The 21,071-nt window shown below is 69.4% G+C and carries 20 protein-coding genes and 1 other RNA gene; 5 read left to right on the top strand and 16 right to left on the bottom strand.

Translation table 11 applies throughout. From position 1 onward, the window contains the following. Positions 1–90 precede the first annotated feature (90 nt). The gene (locus tag OHB21_RS17530; RefSeq protein WP_195125992.1) at positions 91–900 is read left to right on the top strand and encodes a cyclase family protein; all 810 of its coding nucleotides are present in this window, start codon (positions 91–93) and stop codon (positions 898–900) included. A gap of 77 nt (positions 901–977) precedes the next feature. Here the strand turns inward: OHB21_RS17530 and OHB21_RS17525 are convergent, their stop codons facing one another. From OHB21_RS17525 to ssrA, 7 genes are all read right to left on the bottom strand, one after another. Next, positions 978–2,540 (bottom strand): FAD-binding oxidoreductase, encoded by a 1,563-nt coding sequence (locus tag OHB21_RS17525; RefSeq protein WP_195125993.1) that lies wholly within the window; start codon positions 2,538–2,540, stop codon positions 978–980. Between the two features lie 75 nt (positions 2,541–2,615). After that, positions 2,616–2,936: a hypothetical protein gene (locus tag OHB21_RS17520; RefSeq protein ID WP_067510875.1), complete on the bottom strand. Its 321-nt coding sequence runs from the start codon at positions 2,934–2,936 to the stop codon at positions 2,616–2,618. Between the two features lie 144 nt (positions 2,937–3,080). Next, complete coding sequence (locus tag OHB21_RS17515) at positions 3,081–3,533, bottom strand: ArsR/SmtB family transcription factor (RefSeq protein ID WP_067510876.1); 453 nt, start codon at positions 3,531–3,533, stop codon at positions 3,081–3,083. After that, a complete protein-coding gene (locus OHB21_RS17510) occupies positions 3,530–4,552 on the bottom strand; it encodes a serine hydrolase (RefSeq protein ID WP_195125994.1) in 1,023 nt (340 codons plus the stop codon). Before OHB21_RS17510 ends, OHB21_RS17515 begins: the two co-directional genes overlap by 4 nt. 384 nt (positions 4,553–4,936) lie before the next feature. Then, positions 4,937–6,004, bottom strand: coding sequence for an alpha/beta hydrolase (locus OHB21_RS17505; protein ID WP_198161773.1), 1,068 nt, complete (start codon positions 6,002–6,004; stop codon positions 4,937–4,939). An 83-nt stretch (positions 6,005–6,087) separates the two neighbouring features. Beyond that, the gene (locus OHB21_RS17500; RefSeq protein WP_267465315.1) at positions 6,088–6,219 is read right to left on the bottom strand and encodes a hypothetical protein; all 132 of its coding nucleotides are present in this window, start codon (positions 6,217–6,219) and stop codon (positions 6,088–6,090) included. Positions 6,220–6,902: 683 nt separating this feature from the next. Further along, positions 6,903–7,271, bottom strand: a transfer-messenger RNA (tmRNA) gene (gene ssrA / locus OHB21_RS17495). Positions 7,272–7,845: 574 nt separating this feature from the next. Here ssrA and OHB21_RS17490 point away from each other — a divergent pair. Further along, on the top strand, positions 7,846–9,147 hold the full coding sequence (locus tag OHB21_RS17490; protein ID WP_195126239.1) for an ABC transporter substrate-binding protein: 1,302 nt from the start codon (positions 7,846–7,848) through the stop codon (positions 9,145–9,147). 38 nt (positions 9,148–9,185) lie between these two features. Beyond that, complete coding sequence (locus OHB21_RS17485) at positions 9,186–10,478, top strand: ABC transporter substrate-binding protein (RefSeq protein ID WP_195126238.1); 1,293 nt, start codon at positions 9,186–9,188, stop codon at positions 10,476–10,478. Between the two features lie 43 nt (positions 10,479–10,521). On the opposite strand, the gene smpB is transcribed toward OHB21_RS17485, so the two are convergent. The 9 genes from smpB to OHB21_RS17440 all read right to left on the bottom strand — a co-directional run bounded on the left by smpB (position 10,522) and on the right by OHB21_RS17440 (position 19,327). Further along, on the bottom strand, positions 10,522–10,995 hold the full coding sequence (gene smpB, locus OHB21_RS17480) for an SsrA-binding protein SmpB (protein WP_067510881.1): 474 nt from the start codon (positions 10,993–10,995) through the stop codon (positions 10,522–10,524). Between the two features lie 58 nt (positions 10,996–11,053). Next, positions 11,054–11,284: a hypothetical protein gene (locus OHB21_RS17475; RefSeq protein WP_147266002.1), complete on the bottom strand. Its 231-nt coding sequence runs from the start codon at positions 11,282–11,284 to the stop codon at positions 11,054–11,056. A 74-nt stretch (positions 11,285–11,358) separates the two neighbouring features. Then, positions 11,359–12,432 (bottom strand): metallophosphoesterase, encoded by a 1,074-nt coding sequence (locus OHB21_RS17470; RefSeq protein ID WP_067510911.1) that lies wholly within the window; start codon positions 12,430–12,432, stop codon positions 11,359–11,361. Between the two features lie 119 nt (positions 12,433–12,551). Then, the gene (gene recQ / locus OHB21_RS17465; RefSeq protein ID WP_232331791.1) at positions 12,552–14,417 is read right to left on the bottom strand and encodes a DNA helicase RecQ; all 1,866 of its coding nucleotides are present in this window, start codon (positions 14,415–14,417) and stop codon (positions 12,552–12,554) included. A 150-nt stretch (positions 14,418–14,567) separates the two neighbouring features. Next, entirely contained in the window at positions 14,568–15,470 is a 903-nt protein-coding gene (ftsX, locus tag OHB21_RS17460; RefSeq protein WP_067510883.1) for a permease-like cell division protein FtsX, read from the bottom strand. Further along, on the bottom strand, positions 15,470–16,150 hold the full coding sequence (gene ftsE, locus OHB21_RS17455; protein WP_228791748.1) for a cell division ATP-binding protein FtsE: 681 nt from the start codon (positions 16,148–16,150) through the stop codon (positions 15,470–15,472). The genes ftsX and ftsE overlap by 1 nt, the downstream gene beginning before the upstream one ends. 250 nt (positions 16,151–16,400) lie before the next feature. Then, positions 16,401–17,246 (bottom strand): mechanosensitive ion channel family protein, encoded by an 846-nt coding sequence (locus OHB21_RS17450; protein WP_067510886.1) that lies wholly within the window; start codon positions 17,244–17,246, stop codon positions 16,401–16,403. Positions 17,247–17,294: 48 nt separating this feature from the next. Beyond that, positions 17,295–18,422: a peptide chain release factor 2 gene (gene prfB, locus OHB21_RS17445; RefSeq protein WP_067510913.1), complete on the bottom strand. Its 1,128-nt coding sequence runs from the start codon at positions 18,420–18,422 to the stop codon at positions 17,295–17,297. Positions 18,423–18,472: 50 nt separating this feature from the next. Then, complete coding sequence (locus OHB21_RS17440) at positions 18,473–19,327, bottom strand: helix-turn-helix transcriptional regulator (protein WP_067510887.1); 855 nt, start codon at positions 19,325–19,327, stop codon at positions 18,473–18,475. 142 nt (positions 19,328–19,469) lie between these two features. Here OHB21_RS17440 and OHB21_RS17435 point away from each other — a divergent pair, with 142 nt between their 5' ends. Both OHB21_RS17435 and hisN read left to right on the top strand, forming a co-directional pair. Further along, entirely contained in the window at positions 19,470–20,060 is a 591-nt protein-coding gene (locus OHB21_RS17435; protein ID WP_067510888.1) for an NADPH-dependent FMN reductase, read from the top strand. Positions 20,061–20,110: 50 nt separating this feature from the next. Then, on the top strand, positions 20,111–20,899 hold the full coding sequence (hisN, locus tag OHB21_RS17430) for a histidinol-phosphatase (protein ID WP_067510889.1): 789 nt from the start codon (positions 20,111–20,113) through the stop codon (positions 20,897–20,899). The last annotated feature ends 172 nt before the right edge of the window (positions 20,900–21,071 follow it).

Here is a 21,071-nt window from a genome sequence, read left to right as displayed (position 1 = left end):
CATGAGCCGACGTGGTCGCGCGATCACCGGGCTGCGGAGTCCCGGAAAGGTATTGTCGCAGCGCACTGTTCCACCCACGGGAGGCATGACATGTGCGCACCGAGAATCGTTCAGGTCGCCCACGAGCGGGCGCGGCCGAATCGGCGGGCCGTGCTCGCGGCGGCGGGGGTGGCGGCGCTGGCCGCGACAGTCGCGCCCGCGCGGGCGGTCCCGACGGCCACAGGGGTCGTGGATCTCACGCACACGCTGCATCCCGGGTTGCCGACGTGGCCGGGCAGTCCGCCGTTCACGTCGATTCCGGTGTCGTGGCACGCGATCAGCGGGTTCGACCAGAACGCGCTGGCGTACTGGGAGCATTCCGGCACGCACGTCGACGCGCCCGTGCACCGCATCCCGGGCGGGGCGACGGTCGACGCGCTGCCCGTCGCGGATCTCGTCGCGCCGCTGGTGGTCATCGATATCAGCGCGAAGGCCGAGACCGACGCCGACGCCGCGCTCACCGTCGACGACATCGACCGCTGGGAGGACGAGCACGGCCGCGTTCCCGACCGCGCGCTGGTCACCCTGTACTCCGGCTGGGAGCGCCGCCTCGCCGACCCGGCCGCCTTCCTCAACCTGCGCGACGGCGTCCCGCACGCACCCGGCATCGACCCGGCGGCGGCGGAACACCTTGTCGCCCATCGGAATGTGGTCGGCGTGGGCGTCGACACGCTCAGTCTCGACACCGGACGCAGCCGCGACTACGGCGCCCACACCACCATCCTCGGCGCGGGCCGCTACGGGGTGGAGATGCTGGCCAACCTCGCCGCCGTGCCGCCGTCGGGTGCGACCGTGGTGGTGGGGGCGCCGAAACATGCGGGCGGCACGGGTGGTCCGTGCCGCGTGCTGGCGCTGGTGTGACCTGATATCGCGGACGCCGTCCCGGACGAATCCGCAACCGCCCGGCTTCTCGGTGGAGCGGGCGAACAGCGGCTCGCTCAGCCGGGCCGGCCGATCGACAGCGCGTGCCGGAAGACTCCTCGTGGGTCCCAGGTCTCTTTGGCGCGCAACAACTTCGGATAGTTGTCGCCGTAGTAGAAGTGGTGCCACGGCAGGCCGGACCGGTTCCACCGGGGGTCCGCCAGATCGGGGTCCGGGTAGTTGATGTAGCTGCCGCCGTTGCGCTCGTTCGGCACGGGAACCCCGCCCGTCTCGGCGTAGACATCGCTGTAAAGCTCACGCGCCCAAGCGATATGGCGCTCATCGCCCTCGGGCAACCGCCACGCCGTGTGGATGAGCATCTTCATGAAGGAGTCCCGCACGGGCATGGCGGTGGCGTCGGGCGCGACGGCGTTGATCGCGCCGCCGAACGGCAGGAACTCCAATTCGGTCTCGCCCAGCACCGACAGGTCCGTGATGTGGCGGTAGAAGGTACGCAGCTGGCCCTCGGTGTAGGCGCGGCGCAGATAGCCCGTCTTCACCTTCACGCGCGGCGGCAGCGGCGCCTTCGCGTAGTAGACCTGGGACACCGTGTCGGCGTAGGAGGTTGTGGTGATGGGCTGGGTGACCGGCAGCGCGTCGACACCGTCCAGCACGGCCGCGACGAACTCGTCGTAGCGGGTGCGGGCATCCGGTGCGTCGGCGTCGAGCAGTATCAGCAGTTGCGCGAAACCGGTGCCCGTGGTTCGAAAGCTCAGCGGCGCATACAAACCCGCAAACCTGTTGCCGGGTGCGCTGTACCGCTCGAAGAAGGCGATGTAGTTGCCGAGCAACCGCACGAACGCTGATTCGCTCAGCGCGGGGACGACCAAGCGCGAATGCATCACGAGGCCGGGCGGTTTGGGCAAGGCCGTCGCGGGGTGGGCACCGTCCGAATCCGGCGAGCGGAACAGGAACCGCGTCACCACACCGAAATTGCCGCCACCCCCGCCGGTGTGCGCCCACCACAGGTCGGCGTGCGGGCCGTCCTTCGTCGCCAAGACGATGCGAGGTTCGCCGTCGGCGCCGACGATGACCACCTCCACTCCGTACAGGTAGTCGGCCACCAACCCGAATCGCCGTGACAGCGGGCCGTATCCGCCGCCGGGCACATGCCCGCCCATCCCCACCCCGAGGCAGATCCCGGCGGGCAAAGTCACTCCCCAACGATGCAGCGCCTCGTACACGCCCTTCAATTCGGCTCCGGCGTCCACGGAGAACGCGCGGTGCTCGGCGTCCCACCGCACCCCGTTCAGTTGGCCGAGGTCGATGATCGACCGCGTTCCAGCGTTGTCGACGAAATCCTCGAAGCAGTGCCCACCGGACCGAACCGCGAACCCCTTCCCCGTCGACAGCGCTCGCGCCAACGCCTCCCGCACTTGCTCCCCGGCGCTCGGCAGGAACACATTGTCCGGCCGCACCCCGTAGCGCCGGTTGTAGCCCCGCAACACCAGCGGCAGGTATTCCGACTCCCCCGCCCCAACGACTCTCAACCCCTCGGCCCGCGCGACCGGCATCCCGGCGATCGCCGCCGCACCACCCAGCGCCGACACACCGATGAACCGCCGACGCGTAACTCCCATGTGATTCCCTCGAATTGGCTGACGCAAAACAGGGTCACCGTAGCCGGATGCGCGCGGCCGGCCAAGCTTATGGCGTCATCCGCGCGTGAGCTGTCGAACCGCCACCGCACCGGCGGCGACGCCGATGATCAGGAACGCGCCGGCCATGATCATCGATGTCTGCCGCTTCTCGGCACGGGTGTGACCACGGTAGGGCCCCACCGACTCGTCGGACGGGCGCACCAATTCCTCGCCGGGATCGGTGTCCAGGAGGCAGATGTCCTGTTCGCCCATCACCTCACCACCGCATCGATCGGCGGTGAACATCACGTAGGCCGCCGCGAGGAACAGGAACACCATGAGCGCGAGCGGCACCACCACGGCGGAACGCCAGACGTCGCGCCAGCCGAACCACATGAATCCGATTGTCCCAGCGCGGTGCTCGTCCGTCAGCCCGCAAGAACTGGTGTCCCCGGCCGAATCCAGCGGCGCTGTCGAGACCGGTGCGATGCGGGCGAGGCCGGGTGGTGGCACCGCGGAGCGAATCGGAGAAAACTACCGCTACCGCAGGACTTCGGCGATATCGGCGGCGGCGGTCATGATGATCAGCAGCGGCACGAGCTTCTGAGCCGGGATCCGGTACGCCCCACGCCCGTGCTGTTCGACGATCTTGGCCGAACTCAGCGCCCGCACATGGTGGTACAGCTGCCCCTGCGAGGTGAGCCCCACGGCCTCGGCCAGCTCCGCGCCGGTGTGCGGGCCGTCGAGCAGCACCTCGACCAGCGCCCTGCGCACCGGATGACCGAGGGCCGCAAGCACATCCACGCGCGCCTGGGCGGGCAGGTCCACGACGGCGGCGGCGCTGTAGCGGATGGTCCAGTCCACCGGTCCGCCGAAATCGACGCTGCCGCCGTACTCCACGAAACCGCGTTCGGCCGGGGCGGTCTCGGGCCGTCCCTCCAACGCCTCGATCCGCGCCTCCAGTTCGGCCAGTTTGGCCGCCACATCGGTCATACGACGCAGGCTAGCCGCCGGAACATCTCCGGCTCCATCATGGCCCGGACCAGCACCCCCTGTTCACTGAGCGTCGTGACAGCCTCGGCCCAGGTCTCGACGGGCATGCGGCGATTCAGCAGGACCGCCGTCGCGACCGTACCGTCGGCACCGCGCAGGTAGATCGCGTCGGCGAGCACGCCGGGCAATGCGCCTCCCTTGAATCCGATCGCCTCGTAGCCGGGGGGCGCGGGCTGCCATTCCAGGTGCGCGCGGGCGATATCCACGCCCGAACCGAAGCTGCCGTCCGCGATCGAGCGGTGCATGTCGGACAGCTGCCGCGCCGACGCCGTCCCGGTCGTCTCGGCCCATTCGGACTGAATCTCCAACGGGGGCAATGCTTTCGACTGGACCGAGGCGCGATATCCGGGATCGTTCGCGTAGCGCCGCGCCGTCTCCCATTCGTCGCCACCGGGCTCGATCAACCGGATGAGTTCGCCGAGCTTGCTGGAGGGCCGGTAGTCGTCCCAGCCGCCGGCCGCCGCGGCCTCGATCAGCGCCCGGTCGCCGAGCCGGTCGCGCAGGTAGTCGGGCACCGCGTTATCGCTCTCCTGGACCATCGCGCTCACCATCTGGTCCAGGGTGACCGAGTCTCCACCGAGCCGGGCGCGAGCTTGCTCGTGCGCACCCCCATCCGTGCCGGGGAGATACCACCGCTCCCACTCCGCGACCGGCACCACCTCGCCTTGATCGAGGTCCCCCACCGCGACGGCCCGCGCGTAAGCGGCCAGCGCGACCACCTTCGTCGCCGACGCCACCGGCTGCTGCTCCTGCGCCCGTCGCGCGAGCACCTGCCCCTGCCCGTCGTCCACCAGGACCGAAATGTTCTGCGGCTCAGCGTGAATGCGCCCGAGCCAGCCGTCCGACGACGTGACGCCCGCCGGCGGAACCGGCCCGCACCCTTCCGCCTCGGACTCCGCCCCGGAACATCCCGCCACCAACGGCACCAGCACCGCGGCCGCGATCATCGCCCTCCGCATCAACCAACCTCCAAAATTCCGGAATTACGAAACTACGGATATCGGCGACTGTACCGGATGGATCGACCGAATCGCACACCTCGGTGAACACGAATCGACAGTTGGCGCCGACAAGGCGAGCCGACGGCGAGCCTCTTGTCCGATCCGGAGACGATGTCGGGCAAGGGATGGTGGCTGATGACCCCGCCCACGCACCGCCACGTCGAGCGCGTGCGGTCTGCCTTCCGGTTCGGCAGGGCTCGGCAGCGGCTCGTCCGGGCTGCCCAGCGGTTCGTCCGGTCGGTGAGCCGCGCCGGCACGCCGCACCAACCCGGTTGCGGGTTGGTGCGGCGTGCCCGGCGTTGCGCGGCGCCGCACACTCGAATCACATTGTGAGACAGGCTTTCACAGCCGCGCGGCGAGTCCGTCCCGCAGCGCGTGCGCGGCATCGAGGGTCGCCACGTACGGCCGGCTGCCGACGCCCAGGAAGTTCAGGTAGCCGTGCGGCAGGTCGGTGAAGCGGCGGTGGCTCACCGGAATGCCCGCGGCCGAGAGCTTTTCGGCGTAGGCGTCGCCTTCGTCGCGGAGCGGGTCGAAACCCGCCGTCGCCACGTACGCGGGCGCGACACCGGTGACATCGCCGAACAGCGGTGACAACCGGGGATCGGTCAGGTCGACGCCCTGCGGCACGTAATTGGCGGTGGCCCAACGGGTGTGCTCTCTCGTGAGGAAGAATCCCTCGGCGAACAAGCTCCGGGAGCGATGCTCGCCGGTCTGATCCGTGGTCGGGTAGATCAGCAGCTGGAACGCCGGAGCCGGTCCGGGCCCCTGCGCGGTGTGCTGCGCGACGACGGCCGCCAGATTCCCGCCGGCACTGTCACCGCCGACGGCGATGCGCGCCGGATCCGCCCCGAGATCGGACGCTTTCGCGATCGCGTAGCCGAACGCGGCCACCGCATCTTCGACGGCAGCCGGGAACGGATTCTCGGGAGCGAGCCGGTACTCCACCGAGAGCACCCGCACACCCGCGTGTACAGCCAGGAAACGCGCGACAGGGTCATGGCTCTTGCGCGATCCGACGCAGAACCCACCCCCGTGATAGAAGACGAGCAAGCCCGCGTCCTCGGGCAACCCCGGCGGCGCGTACAGCGTCGCCGGAACATCGTGATCGCCCACCGGGATCACGAACTCACTCGTCTCCACCGGCCCGGCCAGCTCCCCACCGGTCACCGCCGCGTTCTCATCGGCGTTCACCCGCGACCGCGCGAGCGGTTCCCCGAGCACCCGCACCCCCGACAGCCGCTGTAACCGCGTGACGAGCTGCACGTCGAGATCGTGCTCCTGCCCATCGATCCGCGCCGGCGGCCCCGCCAACACCCGCCGCACCCGCTCCGGAAGTCTCAACGCCCCACCCACCGTCACCGTCTTGACCGGCACCGGCATGTTCCCAAGCAACGCAGCTCGAACGTCCATCCGCCGACCCTACTGCCCGGTACGCACCGAGGGTAGAGAACTCCGGTCAGAGCCTCCGGCACGCCCCGGTCGCGCGGCGATAATCATTCGGCGAGACCGGCGGCTTGCAGCCCGGGAACGACCGAGACCGCATCGGCCAGCGAATCGGTTCGCACGCTGTGGTGAGCGGCCTGCGCCGCCAGCGCCGACGCGTTCAGCGCGACGGCGAACCCCACGCCCGATTCATCACAAATCGATCACCGAGCAACAATCAAGTTTCGATTGCATTCGAAATGAGCCTCACGAATCGACTACCTACCCCGGCAGCAACACCGAGCCGGTCGGCACCCACACCCGAAACAGACGCACCGGGCCAGGACAGTATCGAGTGTCCGGCAGGCACAGAAGATCACCCGGGAGGCCCGGCGTGTGAAGTGACACCAGGTCGGCGAACCGGAGCCTCACAGTCCCGATCACACGAACACAGGTAGCCCACGTCTCATCACATGGCCGGACCCGTGAAAGCCGCACTCGAGCCGACCGCACCCCGGTGTTGACAGCGCGCCTATGTCGGGGCGGCACCGGCGTCGCGCAACCAGTCGCGCAAGGAGGCCCGGGACGCGACAGTAGATGCGCGAGCCGGCGTGCGCGCCTGCACCGCGCACGCCACTGGACAACCAGACCTGGGGGCGAGTCCGGGGGCACAGCATTGACGTAGGCAAATCCGAAACGGGGCCTGGGAGGACGGCACCGAGTAGGCACACCGGAAGTAGGGGGTCGGAGGCGCGGCATTGGGTAGGCACACCCCAAGCGGGGTCCGGGGGCGAAGCCCGCCGGGTGGGGTGTGGGGGCTGCGCCCCCACACAACACGCGGAACCCACAAAGAAGGCGAGCGCTCTGCGCGAGCACTCGCCTCCGTTGGTGGAGCTGCCGGGAATCGAACCCGGGTCCTCCGCCGTGTCTTCAGGACTTCTCCGTGTGCAGTTCGCTGTGTCTCTGCTCGGATCTCTCGGTCACGCGAACAAGCCGAGATGACGATCCCAGTCGCTGTTTGATGTCCCGTCCGACTCCGCGACCGAGGCGGACGGTGAGCCCTCTAGCTGATGCCGGCACCGGGACCGAGGGCGTATCCCGGGCCGACAGAGACGCTGTCGCTTAGGCAGCGAGAGCGTACTCGCGCTGATGAGAATCGGCGCTTAATTGGTTGCAACGACGCTTACGGTGGTCTCTTGCCTGCACCGACACGCTTCCCCTGAATCAACGTACGCAGTCGAAACCGTTCAGCCCCGTACGTACCCGCACCTTGCGGGCCAGTAATGTTAACACTACACCGGCACCGGATCATTCCCATTTTCCACCGCGATGTTCGCGCTGGTCAGGGGAAGAATCGAAGATCGCGGACAGGTCGCCCGGGCGACCGGCATCTGGGACCTACTCGCAGCGACCGTGACGGGGAGCCTTCCCCACGGACACCAGGGCACCGCACCATCTCGCCGGCGAACACCAGCGCACCCACGGTCCGCAACCCCTGAGCACACCCTCCACCGCCCACCTCACCCACAAACCCCGGTCCGCACGCCCCGGAACGGGAAACTCGCACGGCACCCCAACCCCACACCGGTACGACGCAGTACATCACCCCGAACCATCCCAACCGGAACCTTCTGCCCCCGTTGGCGATTCGCGACAACAGCGCACAGATACCGCACCACGAATAACTGAAACGAATACGCTCCGAATCACCTGCCGGCGAAACCGCGGCAAACCGCGGATTCCACCCTCGTCCCGAGTTACCGACAGGTACTGTTCCTGTTCGGCCGTACCGGAATTCGGATCATCCGGCGGCCTGACAGGGAGCGAAAATGGGCAGCACAGACAGGCGGCATCGCCGTCTGTTCCACTCCGCGGCGATACCGGTCCTGCTCGGACTGATCTTGACCGCGGCGTGTTCCACTCCGGTGGACACCACCGGACCCGGCGTCACGGACGCGCCGTGCCCGGAGGCAATCGACGAGAACAACGGGTGCGTCTACCTGGGCGTTCTGTCCGATCTCGGCGACGGACCGTTCGCCGCGCTCGGCACCGCCATGCAGGACGGGCAGCGGGCGTTCTGGACGGAGGTCAACAAGGCGGGCGGCATCGGCGGGTACGAGATCGACGTATCGACCTACGCCAGGGACACCGCCTTCGACCCGCACCGCCACCTCACCGAACTGCGGGCGATCGAACCGCACGTGCTCGCGCTGGCGATGAGCCTGGGCACGGCGCAGACTTTGTCGGTGCTGCGAGAGATGGACGATGCCGACATGGTGACCGCGGCGGGCACCATGTGGTCGGGGTGGGAGTACCCCGAATCCGATATGAATCTCGTGCTGGACAGCGGATATTCGTACTGCACCGAGGCGATCATGGGCCTGGACTGGTTCGCCGAGCACCAGTACCGCCCCCGCACGCTCGCCGTCATCGCCTTCCGCGGGAACTACGGCGGCGACTACGCGGGCGGCGCGATCCACTGGGCGGTGCACAATCACGCGATCGTCACCGCGCGCATCGACACCGGGCCGAACACCGAGGTCGGCAACCAGGACCGCCCGGTCGCCGAGATCATGGCCAATCCACCCGACCTGGTGATGCTGGCCACCGGCCCCGCCGAGACCGCCGAGATCGTCGGCAAGCTGGTCGCCGCGGGCTATCAGGGCAGGTTCCTGGGTTCGGCGCCCACCTGGAACGGCGCGCTGCTGAAAACACCGGCGGCGCAGGCGATCTCGGAGTTGTACAACTACACCTCGCCGGTCGAGGGCTGGAACGGGCAGAGCGTCGGCGCGCAACGCGCGAGGGCCGCGGCCCTGTCGGAGCCCACGAACTGGGGTTACAGCCTGGGCTGGGCGGTGTCGTACACGATGCGGGCGCTGCTCGAGCGCGCCGTGGAGGCCGGGCCGTTGAGCCGCCGGAGCATGCGCCGCGCGCAGGACGCGCTGACCGTCGACTTCGAAGGCATGGCGCCGCCGCACACCTACGGATCGGGACCGGACTACGCCGCGCAACGCGCCACCATCGGCGCGCCCGACGCGACGGCCGCGCTGGGCTCGCGCGACGTGGCCACCCACTACGCCGGGCCGACCCTGCCGCAGCTCACCCTGCACGGTCCGTGCGCTCGGCTCTGAGTCGCCCTCCGATCGAAATAGCAACGAGGAGAAGAACTTTGGCAGCATCTCGCCGCTCGCTGAGGCGCGGCGCAACAGCCCTGATCGCGGCGAGCCTGGCCCTGGCGGGCTGTTCGACCTCGACGCCAGAGTCGGTGCCGGGCGTCACCGCCGAGCCGTGTCCGGCGGCGATCGACCCCGACAAGGGCTGCGTCTACCTCGGCGTACTGTCCGACCTGGTCGACGGGCCGTTCTCGCCGCTCGGCAAGGCTGTCCAGGACGGGCAGGCCGCGTTCTGGAACGCGGTCAACAAGGCGGGCGGCATCGGCGGCTACGAGATCGACGTCACCACCTACGCCAGGGACACCTTCTACGATCCGCACCGGCACGGCGAGCAGTTCCGCGATATCGAACCGCACGTGCTCGCGCTGGCGATGAGCCTCGGCACCGCGCAGACGCTGTCGGTGCTGCCGGAGATGGACGCCGCCGACGTCGTCACGGGAGCGGGCACGCTGTGGTCGGGCTGGCAGTATCGCGAGACCGATCGGAACCTGGTGCTCGACTCCAGCTACTCCTACTGCACCGAGGCGATACTTGGGCTGGACTGGTTCGCGCAGAACAAGACCAACCCCGGCAAGCTCGCGGTGATCGCCTTCCGCGGCAACTACGGCGGCGACTACGCCAACGGCGCGCTGCGGTGGGCCTCGGACAACGGCGCGGTGGTCACCGCCCGCGTCGACACCGGACCCAACGCCGAGGTCGGCAACCAGGACGGGCCGGTCGCCGAGATCATGGCCGACCCGCCCGACGTGGTGCTGCTGGCGACCGGTCCCGCCGAGACCGCCGAGATCGTGGCCAAACTCGTCGCGCGCGGCTATGAGGGCCGGTTCCTCGGCTCGACGCCGACCTGGAACGGCGCGCTGCTGAAGACGGCGGTCGGGCCGAGCCTGGCCGAGCTGTACAACTACACCTCACCGTACGATCTGTGGGACGGCGCCAGCGAGGGCGCGCGCAACGCCAGGGCCGCGGCCCCGCAGGTGCCCGCGAACTGGGGTTACAACCTCGGCTACGCGGTGTCGTTCCCGATGAAGGCGCTGCTCACCAGGGCGTCGAGCATGGGGATGCTCACCAGGAAGGGGCTGCGCGAGGCGCTGGACGGACTGTCCGTCGACTCCGAAGGCATGACCGCCGTGCACAACTACGGTGCGGACGGACCGGATTTCGCGGCGCAGCGCGCCTTCATCGGCGCGCCCGACGCGAGCTCACCGCTCGGATCACGCACCGTCACCGCGGATTACCACGGGCCCACGCTGGACCGCATCACCCTGCACGGTCCGTGTGTGAGTCATTGACCGGCACCGGCTTTCGCGCACCGGGCGCGAAAGCCGGTGCGGCTCAGCGCATGCCCTTGACGCGGCGGCCGATCTCGCGGGTGACCTCGCGCTCGGCCGTGCGGCGGGCCAGATCCTGCCGCTTGTCGTAGTCCTGCTTACCGCGGGCCAGCGCCAGTTCCACCTTGACCTTGCCGTCGGAGAAGTACATCGACAGCGGCACCAGCGTCTGGTTGCCCTCGCGCGATTTGCCGACCAGGCGCTCGATCTCGCGCTTGTGCAGCAGCAGTTTGCGCACGCGACGCGGCGAGTGGTTGGTCCAGGTACCGTGGCTGAACTCGGGGATGTGCAACCCGCGCAGCCACACCTCGCCGTTGTCCACCGTGGCGAACGCGTCCACCAGGGATGCCTTGCCCTCGCGCAGGCTCTTCACTTCGGTGCCCACCAGCGCGATCCCGGCCTCGTAGGTGTCCAGGATCGTGTAGTTGTGCCGCGCCCGGCGGTTGGTCGCGATGACCTTGCGCCCCTTCTCCTTCATAACGATCCACTCTAAGTGACGCGGCAACCGGATTATTCCGTGCGTCGGCCGCGCCGGATCAACCCCCGGGGCGCAGCGCGACGTACAGGCTGAGCAGGGCGATGAACACCGTCACCAGCAGGACGGTCGACAGGCGCGGCCTGCCCAGGTGGGCCGGGGTGCGGCGCCTGCCGAGCCACACCGAATCCACCGCCGGGTCGAGCCGGCCGCGGGGCAGCACGGGGTCCGGTGGGTCGGGCTGTGTGCCGTCCATCGTCTCGATCTCGTCCCCGTCGTCCCCTGCAGCCATGCCTGCACGGTAACCGCGAAAACCGCGCGCGGCGCCGCCCGTGACCGGGGTGTTGTGATTCGGTGACGTACCGGTCAGGCGAGCCTGCGGCGGAAGACCTCCGTGCCCGGGCCGCCCGCCGGGTCTACGGTGACCACGCCCAGGTCCATCGCCGAGGCCGTGAGATCGAGCGTCATGAAGCCGAGCTGGTCGTAGTTCTCGTAGAGCGCGGGGACGGCGGCGCCGCCGCTGCGCTTGCCGCCGACGGTCTTGGCGGCCGCGCCGGAGATGAGCTGGCGGGTGCCCTTGCTCTCGATCGTGGGCTCGAGCACCTGGAGCGAATGGTCGTGGCCGGAGAGGATGAGGTGGCACCGGCCGACCACGTGGTCTTCGAAGAACTGCTTGGCGTGCACGCCGTTGATCGGCGGGATCGGGATGCCGTCGTACTCCCCGGCGCTGCCGTGCGGACCGTTATTGAGGTACGGGTGGTGGGTGCAGGCGATCTTCCACGGCGCGGGCGACTCGGCGAGCGCGCGGTCGAGCCAGGCGCGCTGTTCGTTCATGTACTGGCCGTCGACCGCCCAGTAAGGCACGAGCAGCGGGGGCAGGTACGCGGCCAGCGGGTTGAGATCGAGCACGAAGAACTCGACCACCGGCTGTTCCTGCGGCACCCGCACCGAGTAGTAGCGGCTCGGCATCCACCACCGCCGCGAGACGGCGTGGTAGGCCACCTCGTGATCGCCGCGCAGCAGCCAGCCGCCGTCGCCGGGCCACACCGAGCTGGTGTCGTGGTTGCCCAGCACCATCGCCCAGGGGAAGTCCAGTCCGGTGTTGGGATCCTCGAACTTGGTGCGGAACTGTTCGTCGTCGACGCCGTCGGGGCCGCTCTCGTAGATGTTGTCGCCGAGCCCGAGCGCCAGCGTGAACGGCTGGCTCGTGTGCAGGGCGCGGGCCGCGTCGGCGACCGCCCATTGCGCCGGTTTGCCGGTGCCCGCGTCACCGGTGACGAGCACCCGCACGTTCCGGCCGCCCGGCAGGCCGAACTTCTCGACGCCCTCCCGCACGGGTACCGCCTGTGCCGGGGTGAGCCCGAGCAGCGTCGCACCCGCCGCGACGGCCGCCGCCCCCGTCAGCAGATCCCTGCGCCCGATACCGTGCGCGCCGCTCATCGCCACCTCCATGTCATTCGATCAGCACAGTCCCGCACCATACTGGACCATTGACCAGTTGGTAGTCGATCCGCGGAATGGACAGTTCACAGCCTGTACATCGGCCGGTCGAGCACCGGTCATCCGGCGCCGAGCACCTCGAGCACCTGCTCGCCGTACTTCGCCAGCTTGTTCTCCCCGACCCCGCCGACCGACGCCAGCGCGGCCATATCGGCGGGTTTGCGCGCGGCGATCTCGCGCAAGGTGGCGTCGTGGAAGATGACGTAGGCGGGCACGCCCTGCTCCTTGGCCTGCGCCGCGCGCCATTCGCGCAGTTTCTCGAACACCGGCACGTCGGCGGCGGCCAGATCGGCGGGCGCGGCCTTGGCGGACCGCGCGGACCTGGCCGGTTTGGCCGCGCGCTCCGGCTCCCGGCGCAACCGCACCTGCCTGCCGTCGAACAGCACCTCCTGGCTGGCCTCGGTCAGGGTGAGCACGCCGTACTCGCCGTGTACCGCGAGCATGCCCTGCGCGAGCAGCTGACGGACCACCCCGCGCCACTCGTTCTCCCGCAGGTCGGTGCCGATGCCGAACACCTTGAGCTCGTCGTGGCCGTGCTGGAGCACCTTCGGATTGCGCTTGCCGAGCAGGATGTCGATCACCTGGCCCGCGCCGAACCGCTGGCCGCGTTCGCGCTCCAGCCGCAGCACCGCGGAGAGCAGCTTCTGCGCGGCGACGGTGCCGTCCCAGGATTCGGGCGGATTCAGGCAGGTGTCGCAGTTGCCGCAGGGCAGACCGGGTTCGCCGAAGTAGGCCAGCAGCTGGGTGCGGCGGCAGCTCACGGTCTCGCACAGCGCGAGCATGGCGTCCAGGTGCAGCTGCAACTGGCGGCGGTGCGCGGCGTCGCCCTCCGAGGAGTCGATCATCTTGCGCTGTTGCACCACGTCGTTGAGCCCGTAGACCATCCACGCGGTGGACGGCAGCCCGTCGCGTCCCGCGCGGCCGGTCTCCTGGTAGTAGCCCTCGACCGACTTCGGCAGGTCCAGGTGCGCGACGAACCGCACGTCGGGCTTGTCGATCCCCATGCCGAACGCGATGGTGGCGACCACCACGAGCCCGTCCTCGCGCAGGAACCGCGCCTGGTTCGTGGCGCGGGTCCGGTTATCCAAGCCCGCGTGGTAGGGCACCGCGCCGATGCCGTTCTCGTTGAGGAACGCGGCGGTCTTCTCCACCGAGTTGCGCGACAGGCAGTACACGATGCCCGCGTCACCGGCGTGCTCGGTGCGGATGAACTCGAGCAGCTGGTGGTCGGGACGGTTCTTCGGCTCGATCCGGTACTGGATGTTGGGCCGGTCGAAACTGGAGACGAACCGGCGCGCCCCACCCAGATCGAGCCGCTGCACGATCTCCTCGCGCGTCTTCTCGGTGGCGGTCGCGGTGAGCGCGATACGCGGCACGTCGGGCCAGCGCTCGTGCAGCATCGACAGCTCGAGATAGTGCGGCCGGAAGTCGTGGCCCCACTGCGAGACGCAGTGCGCCTCGTCGATGGCGAACAGCGCGATCTCGCCGCGGTCGAGCAGATCGGCCGTGGCCTGCACCCGCAACCGCTCCGGGGCGAGGTAGAGCAGGTCGAGCTCGCCGGCCAGAAACTGCGCCTCCACGGTGCGGCGCTCGTCGGGGAACTGCGTCGAGTTGAGGAACCCGGCGCGCACGCCCAGCGCGCTGAGCGCGTCGACCTGGTCCTGCATGAGCGCGATGAGCGGCGAGACGACCACGCCGACGCCGGGCCGCACCAGCGCGGGCACCTGGTAGCACAGCGATTTACCGCCGCCGGTGGGCATGAGCACCAGCGCGTCACCGCCCGACACCACGTGGTCGACGATGGCGGCCTGGTCGCCGCGGAAGCTGTCGTACCCGAAGACGCGGCGTAGAACCTCTTGCGCCGCACCGGTTTCGGTACGTACGGGGGCGGACGGATCGGCCTGGATCGCGGCGTCTGGAGTCACGGGGCCCATCCTACGAGCGCACCCCGACGCTCACCCGGCGCTCGCGCATCACCGTCCTGGGCGAACGCCGGAGTTGTCCACATGGGGATGAACGACTTCCACCCGCGCACGCGGAGTTCCCTCGGACATAGGTACGCACGCGCGCGGCGTTCACTCGCGCACGTAATAGCGCAGCGTCGCGTACGCGGCCACCGCGGCGACCACCACGCCGACCGGGGCGATGGTCAGCGCCACCACCGCGATGTCGTCGCCGGTGATGCGCGGGAACACATTGCTGTCGAACAGCGGCCCGAGCGCCCGGTCGATGACCAGCGGACGCGCGATGAGCAGGCCCGCGATCGCCAGCAACGAGCCCGCCACGGCCGCGACCACCGCCTCCAGCAGGAACGGCAGCTGTGTGTACCAGCGCGTGGCGCCGACCAGCCGCATGATGCCCACCTCGGTGCGCCGGGTGAACGCCGCGATCTGCATCATGTTCGCGATCAGCAGCAGCGCCGCCAGCGCCATCACCGTGGCCAGGCCGAACGCCGCGTTGCGCAACCCGTCGAACAGGCGCAGCAGCCGGTCCACGAACTCTTGGTCGTTGGCCACGGTCCGCACGCCCTCGCGCAGCGCGAACGTCTCGTAGATGTGCTCGTACTGGTCGCCGTCGGTCATCTTGACCCGCATGGACGCGGGCAGCGGCGTCTCGGAGATGTACTGCACCATCTCCGGCTGATCCTCGAACAGCGTCTTGGCCTCCTCCAGCGCGGCGGCGCGGTTGAGGAACTGCACACTCTCCACACCGGAGGTGTTCTTCATGTCCGCCAGCAGCGATTTGCAGGGCTCGGCCGCGCAATCCGGATCGTTGTCGGAGATGTTCTCGTCGAGGTAGAAGCGCACCTCGAGCCGTCCGGTGAAGTACTGCTCGGTCTTGTCGGCCATGCGCACCGACAGCAGACCGCCGCCGAGCATGGCCAGCGACACCGCGGTGGTGAGGATCATCGCGATCGTCATGGTCAAGTTGCGGCGCAGGCCGGTGCCGACCTCGTTCGCCAGGAAGCTGCCGCGCATCAGCGATCCACCCCGTACACGCCGGTCGCCTCGTCGCGCACCATGCGGCCGTGATCGAGTTCGATCACCCGCCTGCGCATCGCGTCGACGATGTGGTTGTCGTGGGTGGCCATCAGCACCGTGGTACCGGTGCGGTTGATCCGCTCCAGCAGCATCATGATGTCTCCGCTGGTGTCGGGGTCGAGGTTGCCGGTGGGTTCGTCGGCGAGCAGCACCAGCGGCCGGTTGACGAACGCGCGCGCGATCGCGACTCGCTGCTGTTCACCGCCGGAGAGCTCGCCCGGCAGCCGGTCGGCCTTGCCGCCGAGCCCGACCATGTCGAGGACCTCGGGCACCGTGCGGTCGATCATCTCGCGGCGTTTGCCGATCACCTCCAGCGCGAACGCGACGTTCTGCTGGACCGTCTTCTGCTGGAGCAGGCGGAAGTCCTGGAACACACAGCCGATGCGCTGACGCAGCTTGGGCACCTTGCGACCGGGCAGTCGGTCGACCCGGAAGTCGGCGACCCGGATCTCGCCCGTGGTGGGCGTCTCCTCCTTGAGGAGCAGGCGCATGAAGGTCGACTTCCCGGAACCGGACGGTCCGATGATGAAGACGAACTCGCCCTTGTCCACATCGACGGTGATGTTGTCCAGCGCGGGTCGCGTCGAGGTCTTGTACGACTTGCTGACGTTCCGCATGGTGATCACGGCAAGCCAGTGTAAGGGGGCCGCCGCGCGCCGCCGCGCCGACCGGGCCGGTGCGAGCCCTTCAGCGATCCGTCAGTTACCGGCAGGAGCCTGCGGTTCGCCGCTCGGCGGCGCCGAATCCACCGGCGCGGGCACGGTATTCACGACCGGCCTGATCGCCGGGGGCGCCGGAGTTTCCGGCTTGACGAACAAGTAGAGCACGAATGTCCCGACCCAGATCAGGCCGAGGACCGCGGTCGATCTACGTGGTTTCACTGATACCTTCCCTGCGCAGAGCCGCCGCCACGCGCACCCGCAGTTCGCGCCCGACCTCGAACTGCTTGCCCGGCAACGTTCTGGCAACCATTCGTATGTTCATCTGGTCCATGGTGAGATCGTCCACACCCATCACGGTGGGCTCGTCGAGCAGCAGCGGCTCGAGCTTGCGGTCGCGATAGGCCTCCGCGCCCACCTTGTGCAGGATCTCGTTCACCTTCGTGATGTCGGCGGTGGCCGCCACCGGCACGTCGATCGCGGCGCGCGCCCAGTCCTTGGACAGGTTGCTCACCTTCACGATCTGCCCGTTCGGCACGGTGATCACCTCGCCGTCGGCGTTGCGCAGCGTGGTGATCCGCAGCGTGACGTCCTCGACGGTACCTTCGGCGATCTCCGCCGATCCGGTCACCGAGATGCGCACCACATCACCGAAGCCGTACTGGCGCTCGGTGATGAGGAAGAACCCGGCCAGGATGTCCTGCACAATGCGCTGCGCGCCGAAACCGAGCGCGGCGCCCAGCACCGCGGCGGGCGCGACCAGGCCCGTGACCTGGAAGCCGAGCCGCTGCAGCACCTCCATGCCGACCAGCACGTAGACGATCGTCAGCACCACCCAGGTGATCACCTGGGCCAGGGCGTGCCGGTGTTTGGCCGCCTCGGTGCGCACCAGCGCGTCGCTGCTGCGGAAGCCGGCGTCGATCTTCGACGTCACCCGGTCGCGCACGAAAGTGGCGAACCGGCTGAACAGCACGGCCCCCAGCACCAACAGCACGATCTCGAGGCCGTTGGAGCGCAGCCAGGCGGTGGGTTCGGCGGCGGCGAGCACGGTCATCGCACCCACCACCGTATCGGACGATCCTCGAAACGCACGCCAGACAGGTTACAGCGCAACCTGATTCGCCTGCTCGCGCATGCGCCAGCGGATTCCGGACTCGATGAACGCGTCGATGTCGCCGTCGAGCACCGCGGTCGGGTTGTTGACCTCGTAGTTCGTGCGCAGGTCCTTGACCATCTGGTAGGGGTGCAGCACGTAGGAGCGCATCTGGTTGCCCCAGGAGGCGCCCTCGTTGGTCTTGAGCGCGTCCATCTGGGCGCGCTCCTCCTGGCGCTTGCGCTCGAGCAGTTTGGCCTGCAGCACCCGCATCGCCGAGATCTTGTTCTGCAGCTGCGACTTCTCGTTCTGACAGGTCACCACGATGCCGGTGGGGATGTGGGTGATGCGCACCGCGGAGTCGGTGGTGTTGACGCTCTGGCCACCCGGGCCCGAGGAGCGGTACACGTCGACGCGGATCTCGGTCTCGGGGACCTCGATGTGGTCGGTGGTCTCCACCACGGGCAGCACCTCGACCTCGGCGAACGAGGTCTGGCGGCGGCCCTGGTTGTCGAACGGGCTGATGCGCACCAGGCGGTGGGTGCCCATCTCGACCGAGAGCGTGCCGTAGGCGTAGGGCGTCTTGACCGCGAAGGTGGCGCTCTTGATGCCCGCCTCCTCGGCGTAGGAGATGTCGTAGACCTCGGTCGGGTAGCCGTGCCGGTCGGCCCAGCGGATGTACATGCGCATCAGCTTCTCGGCCCAGTCGGCCGCGTCCACGCCGCCCGCGCCGGAGCGGATGTTGACCAGCGCCTCGCGCTTGTCGTACTCGCCCGAGAGCAGGGTGCGGACCTCCATGGCCTCCACGTCGGCGTGCAGGGACGCGCGCTCGGCGTCGGCCTCGGCGAGGGCGGCCTCGCGGGCCTCGCCCTCCTCGCCCTCGGCCAGTTCGTAGAGGACCGGCAGGTCGTCGAGCCGCTGGCGCAGCTCCTCGGCGCGGCGCAGTTCGCCCTGCGCGTGCGAGAGCTCGCTGGTCACCTGCTGGGCGTGCTCCTGGTCGTTCCACAGGTCGGGATCGGCCGCCTGGTGCTCGAGTTCATCGATGCGGCGGCGCAGTTCCTCGATGTCGAGGACCGACTCGACCGTCTTGAGCGTGGTGTCGAGTTCGGCGAGATCAGCGGAAACGTCAGGATGCACGATCTCCAAGGTTACCGGTCCCGCCGTCGACCACGAAACAGCGCGCGGGCTCAGCCCGAGACCGCGCGCAGTCCGCCGGGCCTGCGGCCGGTCAGCGCGTCGAGCGCGGCGGCCGTGGCGGCATCGGCGGGCAGGTGGACGACGATCTGCTGGTCGTCGTCGGCGGAGAGGTCGAGTTTCTCGTAGGCCAGGCGCAGCGGGCCCGCCTCGGGGTGCGCCAGCCGCGTGACGCCGGTGGCCGCGGGCAGGCTGGGCACGGTCTCCACCCGGCGGGTGAACTCGGCGCCCGCCACGACGGTGAGATGGTCGGCGAGCACCGCGACGGCGGGGTCGGCGCGGAACGGGCCTTGCTTTATGGTGGCGACCCACTCGTCGGCCACGTGGTCCCAGTCCGGGTAGAGGGCGCGGGCCCTCGGGTCGGTGAAGACGTAGAGGGGGAAGCTGGCGGGGTCGTCGTCGAGCAGGCCGGTCGGACCCATCAAGCGGTGGTAGCCCTCGGTGCAGGCCAGCACTTCGCCGACCCGGTTCACGACCGCCGCGGGCGCGGGATCCAGTTGCTGCAGCACCGCGCGCACGGTGACGCGCACCTCGCGGTTCGGGGCGACTCCCCCGGTGCAGCTGAATCCGGGATCGGCGCCTTTGGTGAGCCGATACAGGTGAACGCGCTCGACGGGGGTGAGGCGGAGAGCGTCACCGAGTGCCGAAAGAACCGAAGGCGAGGGATGACGATCACGCCCCTGTTCCAACCGGGTGAGGTATTCGACGCTCACGCCGGCGAGTGTGGCGAGTTCGGAGCGACGTAATCCGGGAGTGCGGCGGCGCGGGCCCGCGGGCAGGCCGACCAGCGCGGGCGGCACCGCTTCACGTCTGCTGCGCAGGAACAGACCCAGCTCGTTCTCGCTCACCCTTCGACCGTACAAGCGGTTGCGCGCGCGAGGGTGTCCCTGCCACTACCACCCTCCACGCGGCCTCCCCGGCATGGCCGACCGGCGACAGAGTTGATCTCGGCGGCGCTCGTGCCGCCGGAGACCAGCAGGAGGGAACACCATGTCGTCATTGAAACTCGCGGTGATCATCGGCAGCGTCCGGGAGGGGCGCTTCGCGCCGACGGTCGCCGCCTGGTTCGCCGACCAGGCCGCCGCGCACGGCGGATTCGAGGTCGACGTGATCGACCTCGCCGAGGCCGATCTGCCGCTCGCGCTGCCCGCGGTGCCGCCCGCGCTGGAGCCTGACCCGCCGCGCCCGGCCGGGATGCTCGACCTCACCGCCCGGCTGGCCGCGGCCGACGCGTTCGTCGTCGTCACTCCCGACTACAACCGCAGCTACCCGGCCGCGCTGAAATCGGCCATCGACTGGCACTTCACCCAGTGGCAGGGCAAGGCGATCGGCTTCGTCGGCTACAGCGGGGCCAGCGGCGGACTGCTCGCCATCGAGCACCTGCGCCAGGTGTTCGGCGAACTCGACGCGCACACGGTGCGAGAATACGTCGCGTTCCCGCGCTACTACCTGCTGTTCGACGACGAGGGAAAGCTGCGCGAGCCCGACGAGCCGGTGGCCGCCGCGGCGGTCATGCTGGACCGGTTGCATTGGTGGAGCACGGCGCTGGCGGCGGCGCGGGGTGCGCGCGTGGGGGTCTGAGCGGACAGCCGTCTGCCCGTCCTCGCTCACGGGCGCTAGGGTTTGCGATCGTGGCTGCTCACTCCTCCGATCTCGAACTCGCGCTGCGGCTGGCCGACGAGGCCGATGCGATCACCAAGGCGCGGTTCGGCGCGCTGGACCTGAAGGTGGACGCGAAGCCGGACCTCACGCCGGTGTCCGACGCCGATCTCGCCGTGGAGCGGGAGCTGCGGCGGGTGCTGGGCGCCGAACGTCCCGGTGACGCGGTGCTGGGCGAGGAGTTCGGGGGTGACGCGGAGTTCACCGGCCGCCAGTGGGTGATCGACCCGATCGACGGCACCAAGAACTTCGTGCGCGGCGTGCCGATCTGGGCCAGCCTCATCGCCCTGCTGGAGGACGGCGTGCCGGTGGTGGGTGTGGTGAGCGCGCCTGCGCTGGCGCGGCGCTGGTGGGCGGCCACCGGTTCCGGCGCCTGGTCGAGCTTCCATCCCGGTGCGCCCCAGCCGATCTCGGTGTCGGCGGTGCCGGACCTGGGGTCGGCGAGCCTGGCGTTCTCCAGCTTGTCCGGGTGGCGCGAGCGCGGCCTGCGCGAGAACTTCCTCGCGCTCACCGACGAGGTGTGGCGGGTGCGCGGCTACGGCGACTTCTTCAGCTACTGTCTGCTCGCCGAGGGCGCCCTGGACATCGCGACCGAACCCGAAGTGTCGCTGTGGGATCTGGCCGCGCTCGACGTCCTCGTCCGCGAAGCGGGCGGCACCTTCACCTCCCTGTCCGGCGAGCCCGGCCCGCACGGTGGCGACGCCGTCGCCACCAACGGCCTGCTCCACGACACGGTCCTCGCCCGCCTCGGCGCGGACTGACGGGCGGCCGACCGGGGGCCAACCGCGCCCAGGCAGCCACAAACTCCGCGAACCGTGATCCGATCTCGCGCATCCCACTGCTGCCCGGCCACGCAGTGACACGTCCTCCGGGTACGGGTGCCACCCGCGCCGCAGTGCAATTCACCACGCGCCCGAACCCGGACCCGACTCC

This window comes from Nocardia puris (assembly GCF_036051655.1).
Classification (GTDB): domain Bacteria; phylum Actinomycetota; class Actinomycetes; order Mycobacteriales; family Mycobacteriaceae; genus Nocardia; species Nocardia puris.
The sequence above is the reverse complement of the archived record's forward strand: the minus strand, read 5'-3'. Positions and strand labels throughout refer to the sequence as shown.